The sequence below is a fragment of the Burkholderia cepacia genome (assembly GCF_001039005.1).
GTDB classification, from domain to species: domain Bacteria; phylum Pseudomonadota; class Gammaproteobacteria; order Burkholderiales; family Burkholderiaceae; genus Burkholderia; species Burkholderia theae.
This window is the reverse complement of record NZ_LDWR01000027.1, coordinates 80,616-100,120: the sequence shown is the minus strand read 5'-3', so window position 1 is coordinate 100,120 and position 19,505 is coordinate 80,616. Positions and strand designations below refer to the sequence as shown.

Genomic DNA, 19,505 nt, shown 5'->3' with positions numbered 1-19,505 from the left:
AGAGTTAAGAGGTTGAGGGGACCGGGGTTCAGCCGCCGAGTGCGTCCAGCTTGAACTGTACGAGCTGGCGTGCAGACTGGTCGTCCTTCGACAGGCCGTCGAGCGCGAGCTTGTAAGCGGCGCGCGCATCGTCGGTCTTGCCTTGCGCGGCAAGCAGATCGCCGCGGCGATCGGCCACGAGGCCCTTGAATGCATCGACCGGCGTACCCGACAGCAGCGTGAGGCCCGCGTCGTATGCCTTCTCGTCGAGCAGCAGCGATGCGAGACGCAGCTTCGCGATCTGCTTGTACTCGTCGTCCTTGGCGTGATCGACGGCCCATTGCAGCTGCGCCTTCGCGCCCGCCGCATCGCCTGCCGCGTACAGCACCTTCGCGGCGGAGAGCGCCGCCATCTGGGCATACGGCGTGCTGCTGAACTTGTCTTCCATGTCGGCAGCCGCACGCGCCATCGTCGCCTTGTCGTTCGCGGCGGCAGCCTTCTGGACCTGCTCGTACAGCCCGGACGCCTCGGCAGCCTGACGCCGCTGCCAGTAGTTCCAGCCGTTGAAACCTGCCGCGACGACGAGCGCCGCGAGCACGATCCACGTGGTGAGGTTGCCCCAGCGGGCCCACCACGCCTTCAGACTTTCAATCGATTCTTGTTCGTCGTGATAACTCATCGGCGAGCGTTTCCTTCCTGTTCAGGCTTTTCTTGTCGAGCGGATGCCAGCGCGATCAGTCGTCGCCGTCTTCGGCGGATGCAACCATCGCATTGATTAGGAATTCGGTCAAGCTTTCGACCGGTACGGTCTGCTGAACGTTCTTTTCCCCTTCTTCGCCCGCACCGCGCAGCGCTTTCACGCCCACCGTGCCGTTCGCGACCTCTTCTTCGCCGAAGATCACCGCGAACGCGGCGCCGCTTGCGTCGGCCCGCTTCATCTGCGACTTGAAGCTTGCCGTCGCACCGTCGGCGCTGCAGTGGAAGATCACATCGAGACCCGTGTCGCGCAGGCGCTCGGCGGCGATGAACGCATGTTCGCGCGCGGTGTCGCCCTGGTGCACGACGTACACGTCGACGCCTTCCTGCTCGGGCGCAAGGTTGTCTTCCTTCAGCAGTTCGAGGATGCGCTCGATGCCCATCGCCCAGCCGCACGCGGCGGTCGGCTTGCCGCCGAGCTGCTCGATCAGCGGATCGTAGCGGCCGCCGGCCGCGACCGTGCCCTGCGCGCCGAGCTTGTCGGTCACCCACTCGAACACGGTCAGGTTGTAATAGTCGAGGCCGCGCACGAGACGCGGGTTGATCTTGAACGGAATGTTGTTCGCGAGCAGCAGGCGCTGCAGCCCGTCGAAGTGCGCACGCGATTCGTCGCCGAGGAAGTCGATCAGCTTCGGCGCGTTCTGCGCAATCTCCTGCAGCGCGGGATTCTTCGTGTCGAGCACGCGCAGCGGGTTCGTATACAGGCGGCGCTTCGCATCCTCGTCGAGCACGTCGGCAAACTGCTCGAGGTACTTGATCAGTTCGACGCGGTGCGCGGCGCGCTCTTCGGCGAGGCCGAGCGAGTTGATCTCGAGCTTGATGCCGGTCAGGCCAAGGTCGTCCCACAGGCGCTGGCACATCATGATGATCTCGGCATCCGCATCGGGACCCGCGAAACCGAGCGCCTCGACACCGACCTGGTGGAACTGGCGATAGCGGCCGCGCTGCGGGCGCTCGTGGCGGAACATCGGACCGATGTACCACAGGCGCTTCGGGCCGTCGTACAGCATGTTGTGCTCGATCGACGCACGCACGACGGCCGCGGTGTTTTCCGGGCGCATCGTCAGGTTCTCGCCGTTCAGCGCGTCGGTGAAGCTATACATCTCCTTCTCGACGATGTCCGTGACTTCGCCGATGCCGCGCGTGAAGAGCTGAGTATGTTCGACGATCGGCGTGCGGATGTTCTGATAGCCGTAGGCGCGCAGCAGCGATTTCACCGTGGCTTCGAAGAACTCCCAAAGACCGGCATCCTGCGGGAGGATGTCGTTCATGCCCTTGACGCCGGCGAGCTTCTCGATCTTGCGTTTCTGTTCAGTCATCGTGTGTGTGGACGAATTAATTCAGGGCCTCGGTGCGGCCGTAATTGCGTGCGACGTAGTCGCTGACGATCTGCTGGAATTCCTCGGCGATCCGCTCGCCGCGCAGCGTCTTGACCTTCTCGCCGTCGATGAAGACGGGCGCGGCCGGGTTCTCGCCCGAACCCGGCAGGCTGATGCCGATGTTCGCGTGCTTCGATTCACCCGGGCCGTTGACGATGCAGCCCATCACCGCGACGTTCATCTTCTCGACGCCCGGATACTCCTTGCGCCACGCGGGCATCTGCTCGCGCAGGTAGGTCTGGATCTGCATCGCGAGTTCCTGGAACAGCGTGCTCGTCGTGCGGCCGCAGCCCGGGCACGCGATCACCATCGGCGCGAACGAGCGCAGGCCCATCGTCTGCAGGATTTCCTGACCGACGATCACCTCACCCGTGCGCGACGCGCCCGGTTCCGGCGTCAGCGAGATGCGGATCGTGTCGCCGATCCCTTCCTGCAGCAGTACGCCGAGCGCGGCCGTCGATGCGACGATGCCCTTCGAGCCCATGCCGGCCTCGGTCAGCCCGAGGTGCAGCGCGAAGCCGCAGCGGCGGCCGAGTTCGCGGTAGACGGCGATCAGGTCCTGCACGCCGCTGACCTTGCACGACAGGATGATGCGATCACGGCCGAGACCCAGCTCGACCGCACGCTCGGCCGAGCCGATCGCCGACTGGATCAGCGCCTCGTACATCACGCTCTGCGCGTCCCACGGCTGCGACCGTGCACCGTTTTCGTCCATCATGCGTGCGAGCAGATCCTGGTCGAGGCTGCCCCAGTTCACGCCGATCCGCACGGGCTTGTCGTACTTGGCCGCGGCCTCGATCATCTGCGCGAACTGCGTATCGCGCTTCGCGCCCTGACCGACGTTGCCGGGATTGATCCGGTACTTCGACAGCGACTCCGCGCAGCCCGGGAAATCGCGCAACAGCAGGTGGCCGTTGTAGTGAAAATCGCCGACGAGCGGCACGGTCACGCCCATCCGGTCGAGTTGCTCGCGGACCGCCGGCACGGCGGCCGCGGCCTCAGGCGTGTTGACCGTGATGCGCACCAGTTCGGAGCCTGCGTTCGCGAGTTCCTTGATCTGGATCGCCGTGCCGATCGCGTCGGCCGTATCGGTATTCGTCATCGACTGCACGCGCACCGGCGCGGCGCCGCCAATCGTCACGAGCTGTCCGCCCCAGCGGACATCCACCGCATGCGACACGCGGCGCGGCTGATGCCCGCCGAACACCGGCTCGGTTGAACAAATCTGACTGCTGCGTGGGGATTGGGCTTCGGATTGCATCGATAGATCCATTTACGCGGAATGCACCGCAACGCGGCGCATGAATTGAAAAAGCGCCGTGCCCTCACGGCCTGCCGATATCGACGACAGGCCTTCGCCACGGCGCTTGACGTCAGGGCAACGTGAACCGCGCCACATTACCCCGCGCTGCCGAATATTTTGCCGGATCGACAGGTTTTCCGTCGAACGCGACCGCGTCGAGGCCTGCCTTGTTGCCGATCGTGACCTTGAACGGCCCGTCGCCGGCGACCTGCTTCGTCTCGCCGGCCCGCACCAGCGCCGAGAACAGCTCCTTGCCGTTCTTGTCGCGCACGCTGAACCAGCAATCCTGCTTGACCTTCAGTTCGACCATCGACTGACCTGCCGCGACCACGACGCTCGCCGGCTCGGCCGGCGCGGCGGCGCTCGCCACCGTCGTCGTCGTTGCCACGACGGGCTGCGACGCAGGCGCCGTCACGGCCGGTGCCGCGGGCGCCGGGACAGCGGATGCAATCGCCTGCACGGCGGTTGCGGACGTCGAAGCCGGGGCCGGAACCTCATTGGCAACCACGGTCGACGCGCCGCTCGCGGCCGCATCTTCAACGGACGACGAGGATGCAGCCGGCGCGCTCGCGGCCGACGCATGCTCCGTGTCACCGCCCTTGAAGCGCGCGAGCAGGCTCGACGAATCGCCGCCAGTGTGCCACATCAGTACTGCAACCACCGCGACGACGACGATTGCCGTTCCCCACAGCCACGGGTGGTGACGCGACGAGCCGCCCAGCGGAATCGACACGCGGCCGCGCGGCAGGTCTGTCCCGGACGACGCAGGCATCGACAGGTCGACTTCCGGTACCCCGCGCTCACGGCGCAACGCCTGCGCGAACGGTTCCGGATCGACGCCGAGCATCTTCGCGTAGCTGCGCACGACACCGAGCGCGAAGGTCACGCCAGGCAAATGGCTGATGTCGCCAGCCTCGAGCGCCCGGAGCTTCTGCGGTGCGACCTTGAGTCGCGCCGACACGTCGTCGACCGTCCAGCCCTTCGTCTCCCGAAGCTGCGCCAGCCGGCTGCCGACCGCCGCCAGCGATTCCAGTCCCGCCGGTGCCGGCTTCGCGGCATTCGTCTCTGCGCCGTTAGACGGCTGCGGCTCACTCATCCTTGTCCTCGCGTCGATTCTTCTTCACTGGCGGCCGCCGCCGGCTTCCACCGGCCGGCACCCGCAACTGTCCATACCATGCGCGGCGCCGTGGCGCCGCGACCGATCGCTGTTCGCGTGTTGTACTGCCAAAAGGTTCGGGCATCCCCGGACAGGCATCCCCGACTAGGCGTCCCCGTCAAATTGCCCGAACTTCGATGATTTTTGCTGCTGCGCCCGTTCGTTCCGCGAGGCGCGTGCGGTCCTTCACCGCACCGGCCAGCTGGCCGCACGCGGCATCGATATCGTCGCCGCGCGTCTTGCGCACGGTCGTGACGACACCCGCGTCGATGAGGATCTGTGCAAAGCGCTTGATCTGCTCCGACTTCGAGCGGAGGAGGCCCGATTCCGGAAACGGATTGAACGGAATCAGATTGAACTTGCACGGCACGTCACGCGTGACGGCCAGCAATTCGCGTGCATGCGCTTCGGTGTCGTTGACGCCGTCCAGCATGCAGTATTCGAAAGTAATGAAGTCGCGCGGCGCGACTTTCAGATAGCGCTGGCACGCAGCCATCAGCTCGCGGAGCGGGTACTTCTTGTTGAGCGGCACCAGCTCGTCGCGCAGCGCATCGTTCGGCGCGTGCAGCGAAACGGCCATCGCGACCGGCAATTCGGCACCTAGGCGGTCCATCATCGGCACCACGCCGGACGTCGACAGCGTGACGCGGCGGCGCGACAGGCCGTACGCGTTGTCGTCGAGCATCAACCGCATCGCGGGCACGACCGCGCTGTAATTCAGGAGCGGCTCGCCCATGCCCATCATCACCACGTTGGTGACAACCCGTTCGGCCTTGCCGTTCGGGCCGGGCGCGCGGCCCAGCGACGCTCGCAATGCAAATTCGGCCATCCGTAGCTGGCCGATGATTTCGGCTGTCGACAGGTTGCGGGAGAAACCCTGCTTGCCCGTCGAGCAGAAGCGGCAGTTGACCGCACACCCGGCCTGCGACGACACGCACAGCGTGCCGCGCGTCTCTTCCGGGATGAACACGGTTTCGACCGCATTGCCGTTTCCGACGTCGATCAGCCACTTGCGCGTGCCGTCGGTGGAAACGTGATCGCTGGCGATGTCCGGCATCACGATCGACGCGCGGCCCTTGAGTTTTTCTCTCAGGGACTTCGCGAGATCGGTCATACCGTCGAAATCGCCGGCGTTGTACTGGTGGATCCAGCGCTGCAACTGCTTGGCGCGGAACGGCTTCTCGCCCAGGCTGCCGCAGTACGCGACAAGACCCTCGGCATCGAAGTCGAGAAGATTGACGGAAGTTTCGCTCGTCATGATGTGCTGCCTTGCCGCGTGCGCTGAATCCTGCCTACTTGCTGTCAGCCAGGGCTTAACGCGAGTAAACGTTCATTTCCGGGAAGAAGAACGCGACTTCGACGGCAGCCGTTTCAGCTGCGTCCGAGCCGTGCACGGCGTTCGCGTCGATGCTGTCTGCGAAGTCGGCGCGGATCGTGCCCTGTTCCGCCTTCTTCGGATCCGTTGCGCCCATCAGGTCGCGGTTCTTCAGGATCGCGCCTTCACCTTCCAGAACCTGGATCATCACCGGGCCCGAGATCATGAAATCGACGAGGTCCTTGAAGAACGGACGCGCTGCGTGAACCGCGTAGAACTTCTCTGCGTCAGCACGCGACAGGTGTGCCATGCGCGATGCGACGATCTTCAGGCCGGCGCCTTCGAAACGGCTGTAGATCTGGCCGATCACGTTCTTTGCCACCGCATCCGGCTTGATGATCGACAGGGTGCGCTCGATTGCCATAAAAACTCCAAAAAATTAAGAAGTTACAGGTTCAAATGAATCCGCTATTGTAGCACGATCCCGTGTATCATTGCGATTGAACCCTTACATATGTGAAAGGTTCCGAATCCATATATTTTGCGCCGTGCAGCCATTGAAACCTCCCGGCGCGGAACGTATCTTAGCCATAGCTGCTCCGGTTTGCTGCGCCGCACACCGCGCGCGCCGAACCGGCCCCGGACGCCCATGCGTTCAATGTTAGGAGAAACCATGAACGACTATCCGTACAATTTCGGCCGTGGCGGTTCCGTCAGCACCGCCGAGGTTCGCAACCGCGTGCTGCGGAACACGTACTGGCTGCTCGCGCTGTCGATGGTGCCGACCGTGCTGGGCGCCTGGGTCGGCGTCGCGACGGGCTTCTCGCTGTTCGCGGCCACGAGCCCGATGATGAGCCTGCTCGCGTTCTTCGCGATCGCGTTCGGCTTCATGTTCGCGATCGAGCGGACGAAAAACAGCGCGGCCGGCGTGTTCGTGCTGCTCGGCTTCACGTTCTTCATGGGCCTGATGCTGTCGCGGCTGCTGAGCTTCATCCTCGGCTTCTCGAACGGCCCGTCGCTGATCATGCTCGCGTTCGGCGGCACCGGCATCATCTTCGCCACGATGGCGACGATCGCCACGGTCAGCAAGCGTGACTTCTCGGGGCTCGGCAAGTGGCTGTTCATGGGCGTGATCGTGATCCTGCTCGCTTCGGTCGCGAACATCTTCCTGCAACTGCCGGCGCTGATGCTCACCGTGTCGGTGCTCGCGATCGCGATCTTCTCCGCGTACATGCTGTTCGACGTCCAGCGTGTCGTGAACGGCGGCGAGACGAACTACATCTCGGCGACGCTCGCGATCTACCTCGATCTGTACAACGTGTTCACGAACCTGCTCGCGCTGCTCGGCATCTTCGGCGGCAACCGCAACTGACGTTCGCCACGCACCATGAAAAAACCGGCCTTCAGGCCGGTTTTTTTACGTCCGCCGCCCAGCTCAGTCGCGCTCGAACAGCGCGATCGATTCGACGTGCGACGTGTTCGGGAACATGTTCACGACACCGGCACCCTTCAACCGGTAGCCGGCCTCGTGCACGAGCAGGCCCGCGTCGCGCGCAAGCGTCGACGGGTTGCACGACACGTAGACGATGCGCTTCGGCAGCGGGCCTTCACCGCTCTGCGCGATCTCGGCCAGCGCCTTCGACACCGCGAGCGCGCCTTCGCGCGGCGGGTCGATCAGGTACTTGTCAAATGCGCCGAGCGCGCGGAGGTCGTCGCCCGTCACTTCGAACAGGTTCCGACATGCGAACGTCGTATGGCCGTCGACGCCGTTCTCGCGTGCGTTCGCCAGCGCACGCGTCGTCAGCGTATCGCTGCCCTCGATGCCCATCACCTCGCGCGACAGCCGCGCGAGCGGCAGCGTGAAGTTGCCGATCCCGCAGAACAGGTCGAGCACGCGATCGTCGCGCGACGGCGCGAGCAGGCGCAGCGCGCGGCCCACCAGCACGCGGTTGATCTGATGGTTGACCTGCGTGAAGTCGGTCGGCTTGAACGGCATGCGGATGCCGAATTCCGGCAGCGTGTAGTCGAGCGACACGTCGAGCGGATAGAACGGCGTCACCGTGTCGGGGCCTTTCGGCTGCAGCCAGAACTGCACCTTGTGCTCGTCCGCGAACGCGCGCAGCAACGCTTCGTCGTCCGCGTTGATCGGCTCCAGCACGCGCAGCACGAGCGCCGTGACCTCCGAGCCGACCGCGAGCTCGATCTGCGGCATCCGATCGCGGATCGACAGCCCCTCGACAAGCCGGCGCAGCGGCACGAGCATCGCCGACACGTGCGGCGGCAGCACCTCGCAGCTCGTCATGTCGGCAACGTAGCTGCTCTTCTTCTCGTGGAATCCGACCAGCACGCCGCCCTTCTTCACCACGTTGCGCACGGTCAGGCGCGCACGATAGCGATAGCCCCACGACGGGCCGTGGATCGGCGCGAACATCGTTTCCGCGCGCAGCTTCGCCAGGTGCCACAGGTTGTCTTCGAGCACACGCTGCTTGACCGCCACCTGCGCGCGCATGTCGAGATGCTGCATCGAGCAGCCGCCGCAGGTACCGAAGAACTTGCATTTCGGCTGCGTGCGCATCACGCTCGGGCGCAGAATATCGACAACCGTCGCCTGCTCGTAGCTCGGCTTGCGGCGGTAGCTCGAATAGGTCACGCGTTCGCCCGGCAGCGCACCTTCGACGAAGATGACCTTGCCCGGCTCGCCGTCCTCGGTGATCGTGCGGCCGACACCGCGCGCTTCCATGTCGAGCGATTCGATCTCGAGAACCGGGGCGATCCCGGGCGCGACGGGCGCATTTTTCGATTTGCGCGCAGAAGTGGGGACGGCTTCGGACACCAGCTTTTCCTGACAAACGTTGAAGAAGGCGAGATTGTAGACGACGAAGGCCCGCATCGCCCGCTTTGCATGGGGCAAGCGTCGACACTTAAGCATAGACGGCCCTGCATCGCGCCGGAACGGCCAGGCAGGCGGCTCGGGCAGACCCGCGGCCAGGCGGGCCGCAGCGCCAATCGGGAGCGGTGCACGGCCCGGCATCCGCGCGGCAGGAGATTCGACCATGCGACTGATCGACTGGAACATCCAATGGGGTCGGGACGCGGACGGCGTTGTCGACCTTTCGCACACTGTCGCAGCGATCCGCCGGCTCGGCGATTTCGACGTGCTGTGCCTGCAGGAGGTCACGCGCGGCTTCGGCGCACTGCCCGGCCGGCCCGGCCCCGACCAGTTCGCCGAACTCGCGGCGCTGCTGCCCGGCTACACGATCGTCGAAGCCATCGGCGCCGACCTGCCGGCCATCGAACCCGGCGCACCGCGTCGCCAGTTCGGCAATGCGATCGCGACCCGGCTGCCGATCGGGCGCGTGCTGCGCCAGTTGCTGCCGTGGCCGGCCGATGCCGACGCGCCGTCGATGCCGCGCGTCGCGCTCGACATCGCGTTGCAGGCGCCGTTCGGCCCGCTGCGCGTGGTCACCACGCATCTGGAATATTATTCGGCACGCCAGCGGCTTGCGCAGGTCGACGCACTGCGCGACCGGCATCGCGAAGCCTGCGCGCATGCGGAACAACCGGCGCCCGCCGAAACCGCCGAGGGGCCATTCAGCGCGACCGGCCAGCCGCGCGACGCGATCGTCTGCGGCGATTTCAACAGCGCGTTCGGCAGCGACGCATATCGGCGCTTCCTGGAGCCGATCGCTGACGCCCCGTGCTTCGTCGACGCATGGGCCGCGCAGCATCCCGGCAGCACGCCGCCGCCGACGGCGGGTGTCTACGATACGGTGCAATGGTCGGAGGGGCCGCTGGCGTGCGACTTCGTGTTCGTGACCGACACGCTGCTGCCGCGCGTCACGCGGTGCGAGATCGACGGCGATACGCGCGCATCGGACCACCAGCCGGTACTACTCGAACTCGCTTGATCGCGCGGGCCGCCGGCGGCGGCGCCGCCCGCACTACGCGTCGAAGCCAGCCAGGTATTCGGCCCAGTGCGACGCCGGTTCCAGCGCGAGCGCGTTCTTCACGAGCAGAATCTCGTCCGCATACTCGCCCGGCGTCAGGCCGCCGCGCATCAATTGGAACCGGCAGTACAGCAGGTACGTATTGACGACGTCGGTCTCGCAATAATTGCGGATTTCCTCGATCCGCCCTTCCCGGAACGCCGGCCACACCTGGCTGCCGTCCATCCCGAGCTTGCCCGGAAAGCCGCACATCTTCGCGAGCGCGTCGAGCGGCGCGTTCGCGCGCGCCTGATACATCGCGAGCACGTCCATCAGGTCGGTGTGCCGCGAGTGATAGCGCGAGATGTAGTTGTTCCACTTGAATTCACGGTCGTCCTCGCCGAGATCCCAGTAGCGGGTCGCGGGAATGCCGTGCACGAGCGCGCGGTAATGGAGCACCGGCAGATCGAAGCCGCCGCCGTTCCACGACACGAGCTGCGGCGTGTATTTCTCGATCACGCGGTAGAACGACTGGATCAGCGTCGCTTCGTCGTCCTGCGGCGTGCCGAGCGAGCGCACGCGAAAACCGTTGTTGTCGCGGAACACGCATGAAATCGCCGCGATGCGCTGCAGGTGGTGCGGCAGGAAATCGCCGCCGGTTTTCTCGCGGCGTGCGGCGAACGCATGTTCGGCCACCGCGGCATCGTCGAGCGTCGCGGGCAGGTCTTCCAGACGGCGAATGCCGTCGACATCGGGGATCGTCTCGATGTCAAAAACAAGAATCGGTGTCATCAGTTACAGAACGGCGTCCTTGCGCACGCCGTTGGAGGCGAAGAACCGCTTGAGGCGCACCAGCGCTTCCTGCTGGATCTGCCGCACGCGCTCGCGCGTGAGCCCCATCTCGTCGGCCAGCTCCTCGAGCGTCGCCGGTTCGATATGGTTCAGGCCGAAGCGGCGCTCGATCACATGCCGATGTTTGTCGGACAGCCGCGACAGCCAGGCGCGCGTCAGCGTTTCGAGCTCGCGGTGCTGCACCTCGGCGTCGGGCGACTGGCTCTGGTCGTCGGGCAGCAGATCGAGCAGGCTGCTCGCGGGATCGAGATCGAGCGGCGCATCGAGCGACGCCGTGTGCTCGTTGAGCGCGAGGATGTCGGTGACTTCCTCGGCGGTCTTGCCGGTGAGATAGGCGATGTCGTCGATGCTGGCTTCGCGGCGCTCGGCCGCCTCGCCCGTCGACATCGAATTCTTTTCGAGGTGGCGCTTCGCGCGCAGCACCTGGTTCAGTTCGCGGATCACGTGCACGGGCAGGCGCACCGTGCGGGCCTGGTTCATGATCGCCCGCTCGATGCTCTGCCGGATCCACCAGGTCGCATAGGTCGAGAAGCGGAAACCGCGCGTCGGGTCGAATTTCTCGATCGCGTGCATCAAGCCGAGATTGCCCTCCTCGATCAGGTCGAGCAGCGGCACGCCGCGATTCAGATATCCCTTGGCGATACTGACGACGAGACGCAGGTTGCGCTCGATCATCACTTGCCGCGCCTCGAATTCGCCGGCCTTCGCGAGACGGGAATAGCGCTGCTCCTCCTCGACGGTCAGCAGCGGCTTCACGCTGATGCGGTTCAGGTAATGCTGGATCGTGTCGGCCGTGAGTTCGGCCTGCAGCAGCGTGCGGAAATCGTCGACCTCGGGCGAAGCTTCCGAGCGACCTTCGCGCTCGTCGTCGCCACCGTCCGCCTCGACGTCGCGTGCCTCGAGGTCACGCTCGTTTTCCGCGACGTCGTCTTCGTCGTCCGTCGAAGCGCCAGCTCGCCCCACCGATGCTTGCGTGGCACGACTGATCTTCTCAGACTCGGCTTGCGGCTCGTGGCGCTTCGATTTCGGCATGGTCGTCTCGGTTATTGAGGCGGCAAATACTTCAGCGGATCGACAGGCTTACCCTGCCGGCGAACCTCGAAATGCAGCATCACGCGGTCGGCATCGCTATTACCCATCTCGGCGATCTTCTGCCCCTTCGTTACCGCGTCCCCCTCTTTTACCATCAAAGCGCGATTGTGTGCATACGCCGTGAGGTAAGTTGCATCGTGTTTGATGATAATGAGGTTGCCGTAGCCGCGCAGGCCGTTGCCCGAGTAGACGACGCGGCCGTCGGCCGCCGCCTTCACGGCTTCGCCGGCCGTGCCGCCGATGTTGACACCCTTGTTCTTCGCATCGTCGAACCCGTTCAGCACTGGGCCGCGCGCGGGCCACGCGAACGTCACGGGGCCGCTCGGGGCTGCCGCCGTGTCGCTCGATCCGGTGGCCGCGGCCGGCGGCGTCGCAAGCGTGGACGACGTGCCGGCAGCCGGCGTCGCGGGGCCGCTGCTCAGCGGCGCGGTTGCGACGCCTGCGCCCGTGATCGGCGCGGCAACCGGTGCGCCTGCAACCGCGGCGCCGCCCGGCGGCGCGACGCGCAGCAGCTGGTCGACTTCGATCTGGTTCGGGTTCGCCAGGTTGTTCCACGTGGCGATGTCGCGATAGTTCTGCCCGTTCTCGAGCGCAATCCGGTACAGCGTGTCGCCCGGCTTCACACGGTAGAAACCAGGAGGCGGCGGGCCGAGCGGCACCGCGGGCTGCGCGGTGGCGGTCGTGCCGAGCGACCCGGAGCGGTCGACGACGGGCGCGTTGTCGAGCCGCGTCGCACACGCGGCCAGTAGGGTGGAGAACGCTGCCACACAGATCGCGCGCTGGGCGAGCGTGAGCGGTTCCCGGGATCGGTTGTTTTGCATCGCGCGCAACATACTCATCGGTTTCAAATCACTCCGGATTTTAAAGGGACAAAGAAAACGCGATCAAGCCGTGACTCTCGCCATTGCGCGTGCGCGACGCGCTCGACGAGGGTGAGCACCTGGTGCTGCCCACTCTGCGCGCCGACCGGCGCGATGAGCCGCCCGCCGATCGCGAGCTGCTCGAGCAGCGCCTGCGGCACGTCGAGCCCCGCCGCCGCGATCACGATCGCGTCGAACGGGGCCGCGGACGGCAGGCCGACACGCCCGTCGCCGTAGTGCAGACGGATGTTCGGCACGCGCAGCGGCCGCAGGTTCAGCTTCGCGCGCTCGTACAGCGGCTTGATGCGTTCAATCGAATACACGTCGCGTGCCAAGTGGCTCAGCACGGCGGCCTGATAGCCGCAGCCCGTGCCGATCTCGAGGACGCGCTCGAGCGTGCGGCCGGCCATCGCGAGCTCGATCATGCGCGCGACGACCGACGGCTTTGAAATTGTCTGCTGGTGGCCGATCGGCAACGCGGAATCCTCGTAGGCCTGCGTCGCGAGCCCCGGATCCACGAACAGGTGGCGCGGCACCGCGGCCATCGCCTCCAGCACGCGCGCGTCGGTCACGCCGTTCGCGCGCAGCCGTTCGACCATCCGCTCGCGCACACGTTCCGACGTGAGCGCGAACGCGCCGGCCGGCGCGACGCTCGGCGCCGCCGGCTTCGGCAGCGCGGGCTTGAGTGCGGTCGGCTTCGGCACGCTCGCGGGCTTCGCGGCGGCGGGACCGGGCAGCGTCGTTCGGACGGCAGCCGGCTTCACCGCAACCGGTTTCAGCACGGCCGCGGGCTTGTCGGCGGCCTTCGGCTTCGCGGCCGCCGCATGGCGTTCGCCGGCTCGACCTTCCGACTTGCGTGGCGCTCGTTTGAGATCCTCGAGCGCGAGCGGGAACCGCTTCGCGCGCTCGCCGCTCATGAAGCCCGCCCTCCGGCGCGCGCCCATTCGCGCGTCGCGGGCAACATCTGCGTATGCGTGAGGTCGAGCTGCAGCGGCGTGATCGACACGAAACCGTTTGCGACGGCGTGGAAATCGGTGCCTTCGCTCGCATCCAGCGCCGCGCCCGCCGCACCGATCCAGTAGACCGGCTCGCCGCGCGGGTCGGTCTGGCGAATCACCGGCTGCGACGGATGACGCTTGCCGAGGCGCGTGACCTTCCAGCCTTTCAGTTCGTCGTACGGCAGGTTCGGAATATTGACGTTCAGCAGCGGCTGGCCCGGCAGCGGATGCGCGAGGTAGTGCTCGACGATTTCCGCAGCGACGCGCGCGGCGTCCGCCAGATGGGCCCAGCCCTTGTCGGCCAGCGAGAATGCGATGGCCGGAACGCCGAACATGATGCCCTCGGTGGCCGCTGCAACTGTCCCCGAATAGAGCGTGTCTTCGCCCATGTTCTGGCCGTTGTTGATCCCCGACACAACGAGATTCGGCTTGGCGTCGGTCATCCCCGTCAACGCGACGTGCACCGAATCGGTCGGCGTGCCGTTCACGTAGAAGAAACCCGTACCCGTCGCGCGCTGCACCGACAGCGGCCGCGACAACGTCAGGGAATTCGACGCGCCGCTGCAGTTCTGCTCGGGCGCGATCACCGTGAGTTCGGCCAGCGGCCGCAGCGCTTCGCTGAGCGCGGCGAGACCGGGGGCAAGATAGCCGTCGTCGTTGCTGAGTAGGATTCGCATCCGGCGATTGTAACCGAGGAAAGATGGCGCGAGAGCGACAGTCCGGCGGCCGCGGATGGACGGCGCACGTATCCGCGCACGGTGCGCCGCCGCATTGCGCGGCGGCGTTCTGCGCTCAGATCGCGCCCGCGTCGCGCAGTGCGGCAATCGCCTGCGCGTCGTAGCCGAGGCCGCGCAGCACCTCGTCCGTATGTTCGCCGAGCTCGGGCCCGAGCCAGCGCGTTTCGCCCGGCGTGTCCGACAGCTTCGGCGTGATGTTCGGCAGCGGAATATCGGTGCCGTCGGCCAGCTTGAAGCGCTGGATCATCTGCCGCGCAACGAACTGCGGATCAGTGAACATGTCGGCGGCACTGTAGATATGCCCGGCCGGCACGTCGGCCGCATTGAGCACGACGAGCGCGTCGTCGATCGTGCGCGGCGCGAGCCACGCGGCGATCGCGTCGTCGATCTCCTGTGTGCGCGGCACGCGTCCGTCGTTCCGCGCCAGCGCGGGATCGTCGGCGAGGTCGTCGCGCTCGATCGCCTTCATCAACCGCTTGAAGATCGGGTCGCTATTGCCGCCGATCACGATGCTGCCGTCGCGGCACGCATAGGTATTCGACGGCACGATGCCCGGCAGCGACGCACCGGTGCGCTCGCGCACCATCCCGTACACGCCGTATTCGGGCACCACGCTTTCCATCATGTTGAATACGGCTTCATACAGTGCAACGTCGACTACCTGCCCCGCGCCGCCATTGACCTTGCGGTGATGGAGCGCCATCAGCGCACCGATCACGCCGTGCAGCGCGGCGATCGAATCGCCGATCGAGATGCCGATGCGCGGCGGCGGCAGATCGGGATATCCGGTGATGTGGCGCAGCCCGCCCATCGATTCGGCGATCGCGCCGAAGCCGGGCCGGTCGCGGTACGGGCCCGTCTGCCCGTAGCCGGACAGGCGCACCATCACGAGGCCCGGGTTGTCGGCCGACAGCACGTCGTAGCCGAGCCCGAGCTTTTCGAGCAGGCCCGGACGGAAATTCTCGATCACGATGTCGGCCTCGCCCGCGAGCTGCCGCGCGATCGCCTTGCCTGCATCGGATTTCAGGTTGAGCGTGACCGATTTCTTGTTGCGCGCCTGGACGGACCACCACAGCGACGTGCCGCCCTGCTCCGGGTGGAGCTTGCGCCACTTGCGCAGCGGGTCGCCGCCGTTCGGATCCTCGATCTTGATCACTTCCGCGCCGAATTCGGCGAACAGCCGCGACGCGAACGGCCCCGCGATCAGCGTTCCGAATTCGAGCACTTTGACGCCCGCGAGCGGGCCCTGGCTGGTGCTCATGTGTCTCCCTGGCATGAGGAACGGCGCCGCCCGCGGGCGGCGCCCGGCTTACATCGTGCGGCGGTCGAGCATCGCGCGGGCGATGGTGCCCGCGTCGACGTATTCGAGCTCGCCGCCCACCGGCACACCGCGCGCGAGGCGGGTGACCGCGAGCCCGCGTGCCTTCAGCGTCTGGCCGAGGTAGTGCGCGGTGGCTTCGCCCTCGTTCGTGAAGTTGGTCGCGAGCACGACTTCCTTGACGATGCCGTCGGACGCGCGTCGCACGAGGCGGTCGAAATGGATTTCCTTCGGGCCGATCCCGTCGAGCGGGCTCAGCCGCCCCATCAGCACGAAATACAGCCCGCGGTAAGTCATCGTCTGCTCGAGCATGATCTGGTCGGCAGGCGTCTCGACGACGCACAGCAGCGTCGGATCACGTTCCTCGTCGCTGCAGACCTCGCAGATCTGCGCTTCGGTGAAGGTGTTGCACTTCTCGCAGTGCTGCAGGTGCTCGGTCGCGAACAGCAGCGACCGGCCGAGCCGCTCCGCGCCCTCCCGATCGTGCTGCATCAGGTGAACCGCCATGCGCTGCGCGGATTTCGGCCCGACGCCGGGCAGCACGCGCAACGCTTCGACGAGAGCGGACAGGGCGGACGGCTGTTTCATACGGCGGCAAAAAGTGGCACGGACGCTGCGCTCAGAACGGCAGCTTGAAGCCCGGGGGCAACGGCAGACCCGACGTCATGCCGCTCATCTTTTCCTGCGACGTCGCTTCGGCCTTGCGCACGGCGTCGTTGAACGCAGCCGCGACGAGATCCTCGAGCATGTCCTTGTCGTCCGCGAGCAGGCTCGGATCGATCGACACGCGACGCACTTCGTTGCGGCACGTCATCGTCACCTTGACGAGGCCGGCACCCGACTGGCCTTCGACTTCGATCAGCGCAAGCTGCTCCTGCATCTTCTTCATGTTTTCCTGCATTTGCTGCGCTTGCTTCATCAGTCCGGCGAGGTTGCCTTTCAACATGGGAATACTCCTTCTTGATCGTGTGAAAACCGGCACGCGGCGCGTGCCGGCCAATGTGTGGGCGTGATTGTGCCTGTCGGGGCGCGGTCAGTTCAATGCAGCGTCGGCGGCGGACCATCCGACGCCGAATCGGCGAGCGGACGCACCGAACCCTCGACGACGCGCGCACCGAAGTCGCGCACGAGCTGCTGGACGAACGGATCGCCGTGAATCTCCTGCTCGGCCTCGCGCTGGCGTGCCGCGCGCGCGGCCGCATCGAGCGCCGCCGCGGTACGCCGTGCGGGCCCGACCTCGACGACCACCTCGACCGGCTTGCCGAGCGCGTCGGCCAGCGCGGCCTTCAGCTTCGCCACCTGTGCGGCGTCCGCATACTGCGGCACCGGCACGGAAAGTTTCAATGTCGTCGCATCGACGGCTGTCAGTTCGCTGTTGAACGCGAGCTGGTACGCGACGCCCTTGAGCGGCAGCCGCGCGGCCAGCGCGGGCCAGTCGCCGTCGAAGCCGACCGGATCGAGCGCGATCGCGGGCGGCAACGGTCGCGTGTCGACCGGCGCGGACGGACGAGCCTCCACCGGATTCGGCGTCACGCGCACATCGTCGGGACCGCTGTCGAACACGGGTACGAAGCCATCGTCGGGCGGGCCGCCGAACATCTCGTCGGCGCTGAGCGGCACGTAGTCGTCCGGCGGGATGTCTTCCCACGGCGGCGAGGCCTGACGCGAATCGGCCGCCTGCGGCGCACGGGCGGCAGCGCGCGGCGTCGGCACCTGGACGGCAGGACGCGGCGCGGCCGGCTTCTCGGCGGCCGGCGGGGCCGCCGGTTTGGGCGCAGCGCCTGCGCGCCCGCGATCGGACGACACGCGCATCCCTGCATTACGCAGCACGTCGAGCGCGGCGGCGGCACCGCCTGCGCGCGCGGTCGGACGCGCGGCCGGCTCGGGCGGCACAGCGCGCGGCGCCGGTGCGGCAGGCGCAGCCGGTTCGTCGTTTCGCTGCGCAACGGCAACGGCGGCGGCAGGCGGCTCGGATTCCGATTCCTTGCGGGCAGGCGCCGGCATATCGCCGGCCGGCGCCGCTTGCGGCGCCACATCCGCTTCCGGCTGCGTCGTTTCGATAACCTGCGCATCAACTGCAGCCGGCGCAGACGCCCGAACGGCAGCCGGCTTCATGGCCGACTGGGCTGATGCATCGCCGGACTGCGCCGGCGCTGAACGCGCAACCGGCGCAACGGTTGCAGCCGGTGCGGCAGCCTGCGCACGCACTGCTTCAGCGGGTGCAGCCGATACCGGCTTCGCCGCAGCGGCCGATGCCGCGGCAGCGCGCGGGCCCGGCACGGCACGCGGCACGGACGGCTGGCCGCCCGGTGCACTGTCGGCGGCAACGGCCGGCTCGAATGCGAGCATCCGCAACAGCGTCATCGTGAAACCGGCGTACTCGTCCGGCGCAAGGCCGAGCTCCGCGCGCCCGACCGTCGCGATCTGATAGAACAGCTGAACCTGTTCGGGGCTCAGCGTCTCCGCGAAGCGGCGCAAGTCGGTCGCTTCCGGCCATTCGTCGAGCACCGAGCCCGGCGCAAACTGCGCCCAGGCGATCCGGTGCAGCAGGCTCGCGAGATCCTGCAGCGCGGTCGAGAACGACAGGCTGCGCAGCGACATCTCGTCGGCAATCGCGAGGATTTCCGGGCCGCTGCCGGCCGCGAGCGCGTCGAGCAGGCGCACCATGTAAGTCTGGTCGAGCGCGCCGAGCATGCCCGACACGGCCGACTCGGTCACCTCGTTCGCCGAATAGGCGATCGCCTGATCGGTGAGGGACAGCGCATCGCGCATGCTGCCCTGCGCGGCGCGTGCGAGCAGTCGCAGCGCCTGCTGCTCGAAACTGATCTGCTCTTCGCCGAGGATCCGCTCGAGATGCGACACGATGTGCCCGGCCGGCATCTGCTTCAGGTTGAACTGCAGGCAGCGCGACAGCACGGTGACGGGAATTTTCTGCGGATCGGTCGTCGCGAGGATGAACTTGACGTGCGGCGGTGGCTCTTCGAGCGTCTTCAGCATCGCGTTGAACGCGTGATTCGTCAGCATGTGCACTTCGTCGATCATGTAGACCTTGAAGCGCGCATCGACGGGCGCGTACACCGCGCGCTCGAGCAGCGCGGCCATCTCGTCGACGCCGCGGTTGCTCGCGGCGTCCATTTCGACGTAATCGACGAAACGGCCCTCGTCGATCTCGCGACAGGCACGGCACACGCCGCACGGCTGCGACGTGACGCCGGTTTCACAATTGAGTGCCTTCGCGAAGATCCGCGACAGCGTCGTCTTGCCGACACCGCGGGTTCCGGTAAACAGATAGGCGTGATGGAGACGCCCGCCGTCGAGCGCGTGCGTGAGCGCCCTGACAACGTGCTCCTGGCCGACGAGCGAAGCGAAATCCTTCGGACGCCACTTGCGTGCGAGAACTTGATAGGTCATCGGGAAATTGTATCAGTAACGTTGCGTCGCGCCGACACGCGAAACAGTGCGGAAGTCGGGCAAAGTGCAGGTAAAACGGAGTGTGGCGCAGAAATGAAAATCGCCCGGCGAACGGGGCGAGAAGGAAGGTGACGAGCCCGACCCTCGGCACTGGCGGAAAACGATTGTGGCTGCTTCGTTCCCGACCTGACCAGGTTCACCGCCCCACCATGCGAGGAGGCCCGTCACGGCATATTCTATCACCGCTTCCGGATGAATGCGACCGTTTGTTCGCATCAATGCGAAAGGCCGGGCAAAACCGGCGCGCGTAAGGCCGTGCGAATCGCATGCGTACCCGCCCCCTTGTAATTTGCGAGCCGGCCTCCACCTGCAGGGCACAACGGTCGAACGTCGCGTCGTACCCCTACTCGCGTAGCGGCTACT

General features: G+C 66.5%; 18 protein-coding genes and 1 other RNA gene. 2 read left to right on the top strand and 17 right to left on the bottom strand.

What is annotated here, in order from left to right; all coding sequences use genetic code 11:
• Positions 1–28: 28 nt before the first annotated feature.
• The 6 genes from VL15_RS16715 to ndk all read right to left on the bottom strand — a co-directional run bounded on the left by VL15_RS16715 (position 29) and on the right by ndk (position 6,312).
• On the bottom strand, positions 29–658 hold the full coding sequence (locus VL15_RS16715) for a tetratricopeptide repeat protein (protein ID WP_048246909.1): 630 nt from the start codon (positions 656–658) through the stop codon (positions 29–31).
• A 55-nt stretch (positions 659–713) separates the two neighbouring features.
• Positions 714–2,054, bottom strand: coding sequence for a histidine--tRNA ligase (gene hisS, locus VL15_RS16710; protein ID WP_048246907.1), 1,341 nt, complete (start codon positions 2,052–2,054; stop codon positions 714–716).
• A gap of 16 nt (positions 2,055–2,070) precedes the next feature.
• Positions 2,071–3,375 (bottom strand): flavodoxin-dependent (E)-4-hydroxy-3-methylbut-2-enyl-diphosphate synthase, encoded by a 1,305-nt coding sequence (gene ispG / locus VL15_RS16705; RefSeq protein WP_048246905.1) that lies wholly within the window; start codon positions 3,373–3,375, stop codon positions 2,071–2,073.
• Positions 3,376–3,487: 112 nt separating this feature from the next.
• Positions 3,488–4,513, bottom strand: coding sequence for a helix-turn-helix domain-containing protein (locus VL15_RS16700; RefSeq protein ID WP_048246903.1), 1,026 nt, complete (start codon positions 4,511–4,513; stop codon positions 3,488–3,490).
• Between the two features lie 178 nt (positions 4,514–4,691).
• A complete protein-coding gene (gene rlmN / locus VL15_RS16695) occupies positions 4,692–5,831 on the bottom strand; it encodes a 23S rRNA (adenine(2503)-C(2))-methyltransferase RlmN (RefSeq protein WP_048246901.1) in 1,140 nt (379 codons plus the stop codon).
• 55 nt (positions 5,832–5,886) lie between these two features.
• Positions 5,887–6,312: a nucleoside-diphosphate kinase gene (gene ndk, locus VL15_RS16690; RefSeq protein ID WP_047900843.1), complete on the bottom strand. Its 426-nt coding sequence runs from the start codon at positions 6,310–6,312 to the stop codon at positions 5,887–5,889.
• A gap of 249 nt (positions 6,313–6,561) precedes the next feature.
• Here ndk and VL15_RS16685 point away from each other — a divergent pair, with 249 nt between their 5' ends.
• On the top strand, positions 6,562–7,260 hold the full coding sequence (locus VL15_RS16685; protein ID WP_006484459.1) for a Bax inhibitor-1/YccA family protein: 699 nt from the start codon (positions 6,562–6,564) through the stop codon (positions 7,258–7,260).
• Between the two features lie 63 nt (positions 7,261–7,323).
• On the opposite strand, the gene rlmD is transcribed toward VL15_RS16685, so the two are convergent.
• Positions 7,324–8,721, bottom strand: coding sequence for a 23S rRNA (uracil(1939)-C(5))-methyltransferase RlmD (rlmD, locus tag VL15_RS16680; protein WP_080970860.1), 1,398 nt, complete (start codon positions 8,719–8,721; stop codon positions 7,324–7,326).
• A 220-nt stretch (positions 8,722–8,941) separates the two neighbouring features.
• Here rlmD and VL15_RS16675 point away from each other — a divergent pair, with 220 nt between their 5' ends.
• Entirely contained in the window at positions 8,942–9,796 is an 855-nt protein-coding gene (locus VL15_RS16675) for an endonuclease/exonuclease/phosphatase family protein (protein WP_048246897.1), read from the top strand.
• A 33-nt stretch (positions 9,797–9,829) separates the two neighbouring features.
• Here VL15_RS16675 and VL15_RS16670 read toward each other — a convergent pair whose 3' ends face one another.
• The 10 genes from VL15_RS16670 to ffs form a co-directional block, all read right to left on the bottom strand.
• The gene (locus VL15_RS16670) at positions 9,830–10,606 is read right to left on the bottom strand and encodes a 3'-5' exonuclease (protein WP_048246896.1); all 777 of its coding nucleotides are present in this window, start codon (positions 10,604–10,606) and stop codon (positions 9,830–9,832) included.
• A gap of 3 nt (positions 10,607–10,609) precedes the next feature.
• Positions 10,610–11,698 (bottom strand): RNA polymerase sigma factor RpoS, encoded by a 1,089-nt coding sequence (gene rpoS / locus VL15_RS16665; protein ID WP_048246894.1) that lies wholly within the window; start codon positions 11,696–11,698, stop codon positions 10,610–10,612.
• A gap of 11 nt (positions 11,699–11,709) precedes the next feature.
• The gene (locus tag VL15_RS16660) at positions 11,710–12,597 is read right to left on the bottom strand and encodes a peptidoglycan DD-metalloendopeptidase family protein (protein ID WP_048246893.1); all 888 of its coding nucleotides are present in this window, start codon (positions 12,595–12,597) and stop codon (positions 11,710–11,712) included.
• A gap of 5 nt (positions 12,598–12,602) precedes the next feature.
• Positions 12,603–13,535, bottom strand: coding sequence for a protein-L-isoaspartate(D-aspartate) O-methyltransferase (locus VL15_RS16655; RefSeq protein ID WP_048246933.1), 933 nt, complete (start codon positions 13,533–13,535; stop codon positions 12,603–12,605).
• Positions 13,532–14,293 carry a 5'/3'-nucleotidase SurE gene (surE, locus tag VL15_RS16650; RefSeq protein WP_048246891.1) on the bottom strand — a complete coding sequence of 254 codons (762 nt, stop codon included), beginning with the start codon at positions 14,291–14,293 and terminating at the stop codon, positions 13,532–13,534. The genes VL15_RS16655 and surE overlap by 4 nt, the downstream gene beginning before the upstream one ends.
• Positions 14,294–14,408: 115 nt before the next feature.
• Entirely contained in the window at positions 14,409–15,614 is a 1,206-nt protein-coding gene (locus VL15_RS16645; protein WP_048246889.1) for a CaiB/BaiF CoA transferase family protein, read from the bottom strand.
• A 48-nt stretch (positions 15,615–15,662) separates the two neighbouring features.
• Positions 15,663–16,259: a recombination mediator RecR gene (gene recR / locus VL15_RS16640; protein ID WP_034181272.1), complete on the bottom strand. Its 597-nt coding sequence runs from the start codon at positions 16,257–16,259 to the stop codon at positions 15,663–15,665.
• Positions 16,260–16,290: 31 nt separating this feature from the next.
• Positions 16,291–16,617: a YbaB/EbfC family nucleoid-associated protein gene (locus tag VL15_RS16635; RefSeq protein ID WP_006482124.1), complete on the bottom strand. Its 327-nt coding sequence runs from the start codon at positions 16,615–16,617 to the stop codon at positions 16,291–16,293.
• Positions 16,618–16,709: 92 nt separating this feature from the next.
• Positions 16,710–19,082 carry a DNA polymerase III subunit gamma/tau gene (locus VL15_RS16630; RefSeq protein ID WP_048246888.1) on the bottom strand — a complete coding sequence of 791 codons (2,373 nt, stop codon included), beginning with the start codon at positions 19,080–19,082 and terminating at the stop codon, positions 16,710–16,712.
• Between the two features lie 127 nt (positions 19,083–19,209).
• Positions 19,210–19,308, bottom strand: an RNA gene (ffs, locus tag VL15_RS39250) — signal recognition particle sRNA small type.
• Between the last annotated feature and the right edge of the window lie 197 nt (positions 19,309–19,505).

What these genes read in the sequence shown, in the direction of transcription:
- VL15_RS16715 (WP_048246909.1), bottom strand. Translation starts at nt 658, where the DNA reads ATGAGTTATCACGACGAACAAGAATCGATTGAAAGTCTGAAGGCGTGG.
- hisS (WP_048246907.1), bottom strand. Translation starts at nt 2,054, where the DNA reads ATGACTGAACAGAAACGCAAGATCGAGAAGCTCGCCGGCGTCAAGGGC.
- ispG (WP_048246905.1), bottom strand. Translation starts at nt 3,375, where the DNA reads ATGCAATCCGAAGCCCAATCCCCACGCAGCAGTCAGATTTGTTCAACC.
- VL15_RS16700 (WP_048246903.1), bottom strand. Translation starts at nt 4,513, where the DNA reads ATGAGTGAGCCGCAGCCGTCTAACGGCGCAGAGACGAATGCCGCGAAG.
- rlmN (WP_048246901.1), bottom strand. Translation starts at nt 5,831, where the DNA reads ATGACGAGCGAAACTTCCGTCAATCTTCTCGACTTCGATGCCGAGGGT.
- ndk (WP_047900843.1), bottom strand. Translation starts at nt 6,312, where the DNA reads ATGGCAATCGAGCGCACCCTGTCGATCATCAAGCCGGATGCGGTGGCA.
- VL15_RS16685 (WP_006484459.1), top strand. Translation starts at nt 6,562, where the DNA reads ATGAACGACTATCCGTACAATTTCGGCCGTGGCGGTTCCGTCAGCACC.
- VL15_RS16675 (WP_048246897.1), top strand. Translation starts at nt 8,942, where the DNA reads ATGCGACTGATCGACTGGAACATCCAATGGGGTCGGGACGCGGACGGC.
- VL15_RS16670 (WP_048246896.1), bottom strand. Translation starts at nt 10,606, where the DNA reads ATGACACCGATTCTTGTTTTTGACATCGAGACGATCCCCGATGTCGAC.
- rpoS (WP_048246894.1), bottom strand. Translation starts at nt 11,698, where the DNA reads ATGCCGAAATCGAAGCGCCACGAGCCGCAAGCCGAGTCTGAGAAGATC.
- VL15_RS16660 (WP_048246893.1), bottom strand. Translation starts at nt 12,597, where the DNA reads ATGAGTATGTTGCGCGCGATGCAAAACAACCGATCCCGGGAACCGCTC.
- VL15_RS16655 (WP_048246933.1), bottom strand. Translation starts at nt 13,535, where the DNA reads ATGAGCGGCGAGCGCGCGAAGCGGTTCCCGCTCGCGCTCGAGGATCTC.
- surE (WP_048246891.1), bottom strand. Translation starts at nt 14,293, where the DNA reads ATGCGAATCCTACTCAGCAACGACGACGGCTATCTTGCCCCCGGTCTC.
- VL15_RS16645 (WP_048246889.1), bottom strand. Translation starts at nt 15,614, where the DNA reads ATGAGCACCAGCCAGGGCCCGCTCGCGGGCGTCAAAGTGCTCGAATTC.
- recR (WP_034181272.1), bottom strand. Translation starts at nt 16,259, where the DNA reads ATGAAACAGCCGTCCGCCCTGTCCGCTCTCGTCGAAGCGTTGCGCGTG.
- VL15_RS16635 (WP_006482124.1), bottom strand. Translation starts at nt 16,617, where the DNA reads ATGTTGAAAGGCAACCTCGCCGGACTGATGAAGCAAGCGCAGCAAATG.
- VL15_RS16630 (WP_048246888.1), bottom strand. Translation starts at nt 19,082, where the DNA reads ATGACCTATCAAGTTCTCGCACGCAAGTGGCGTCCGAAGGATTTCGCT.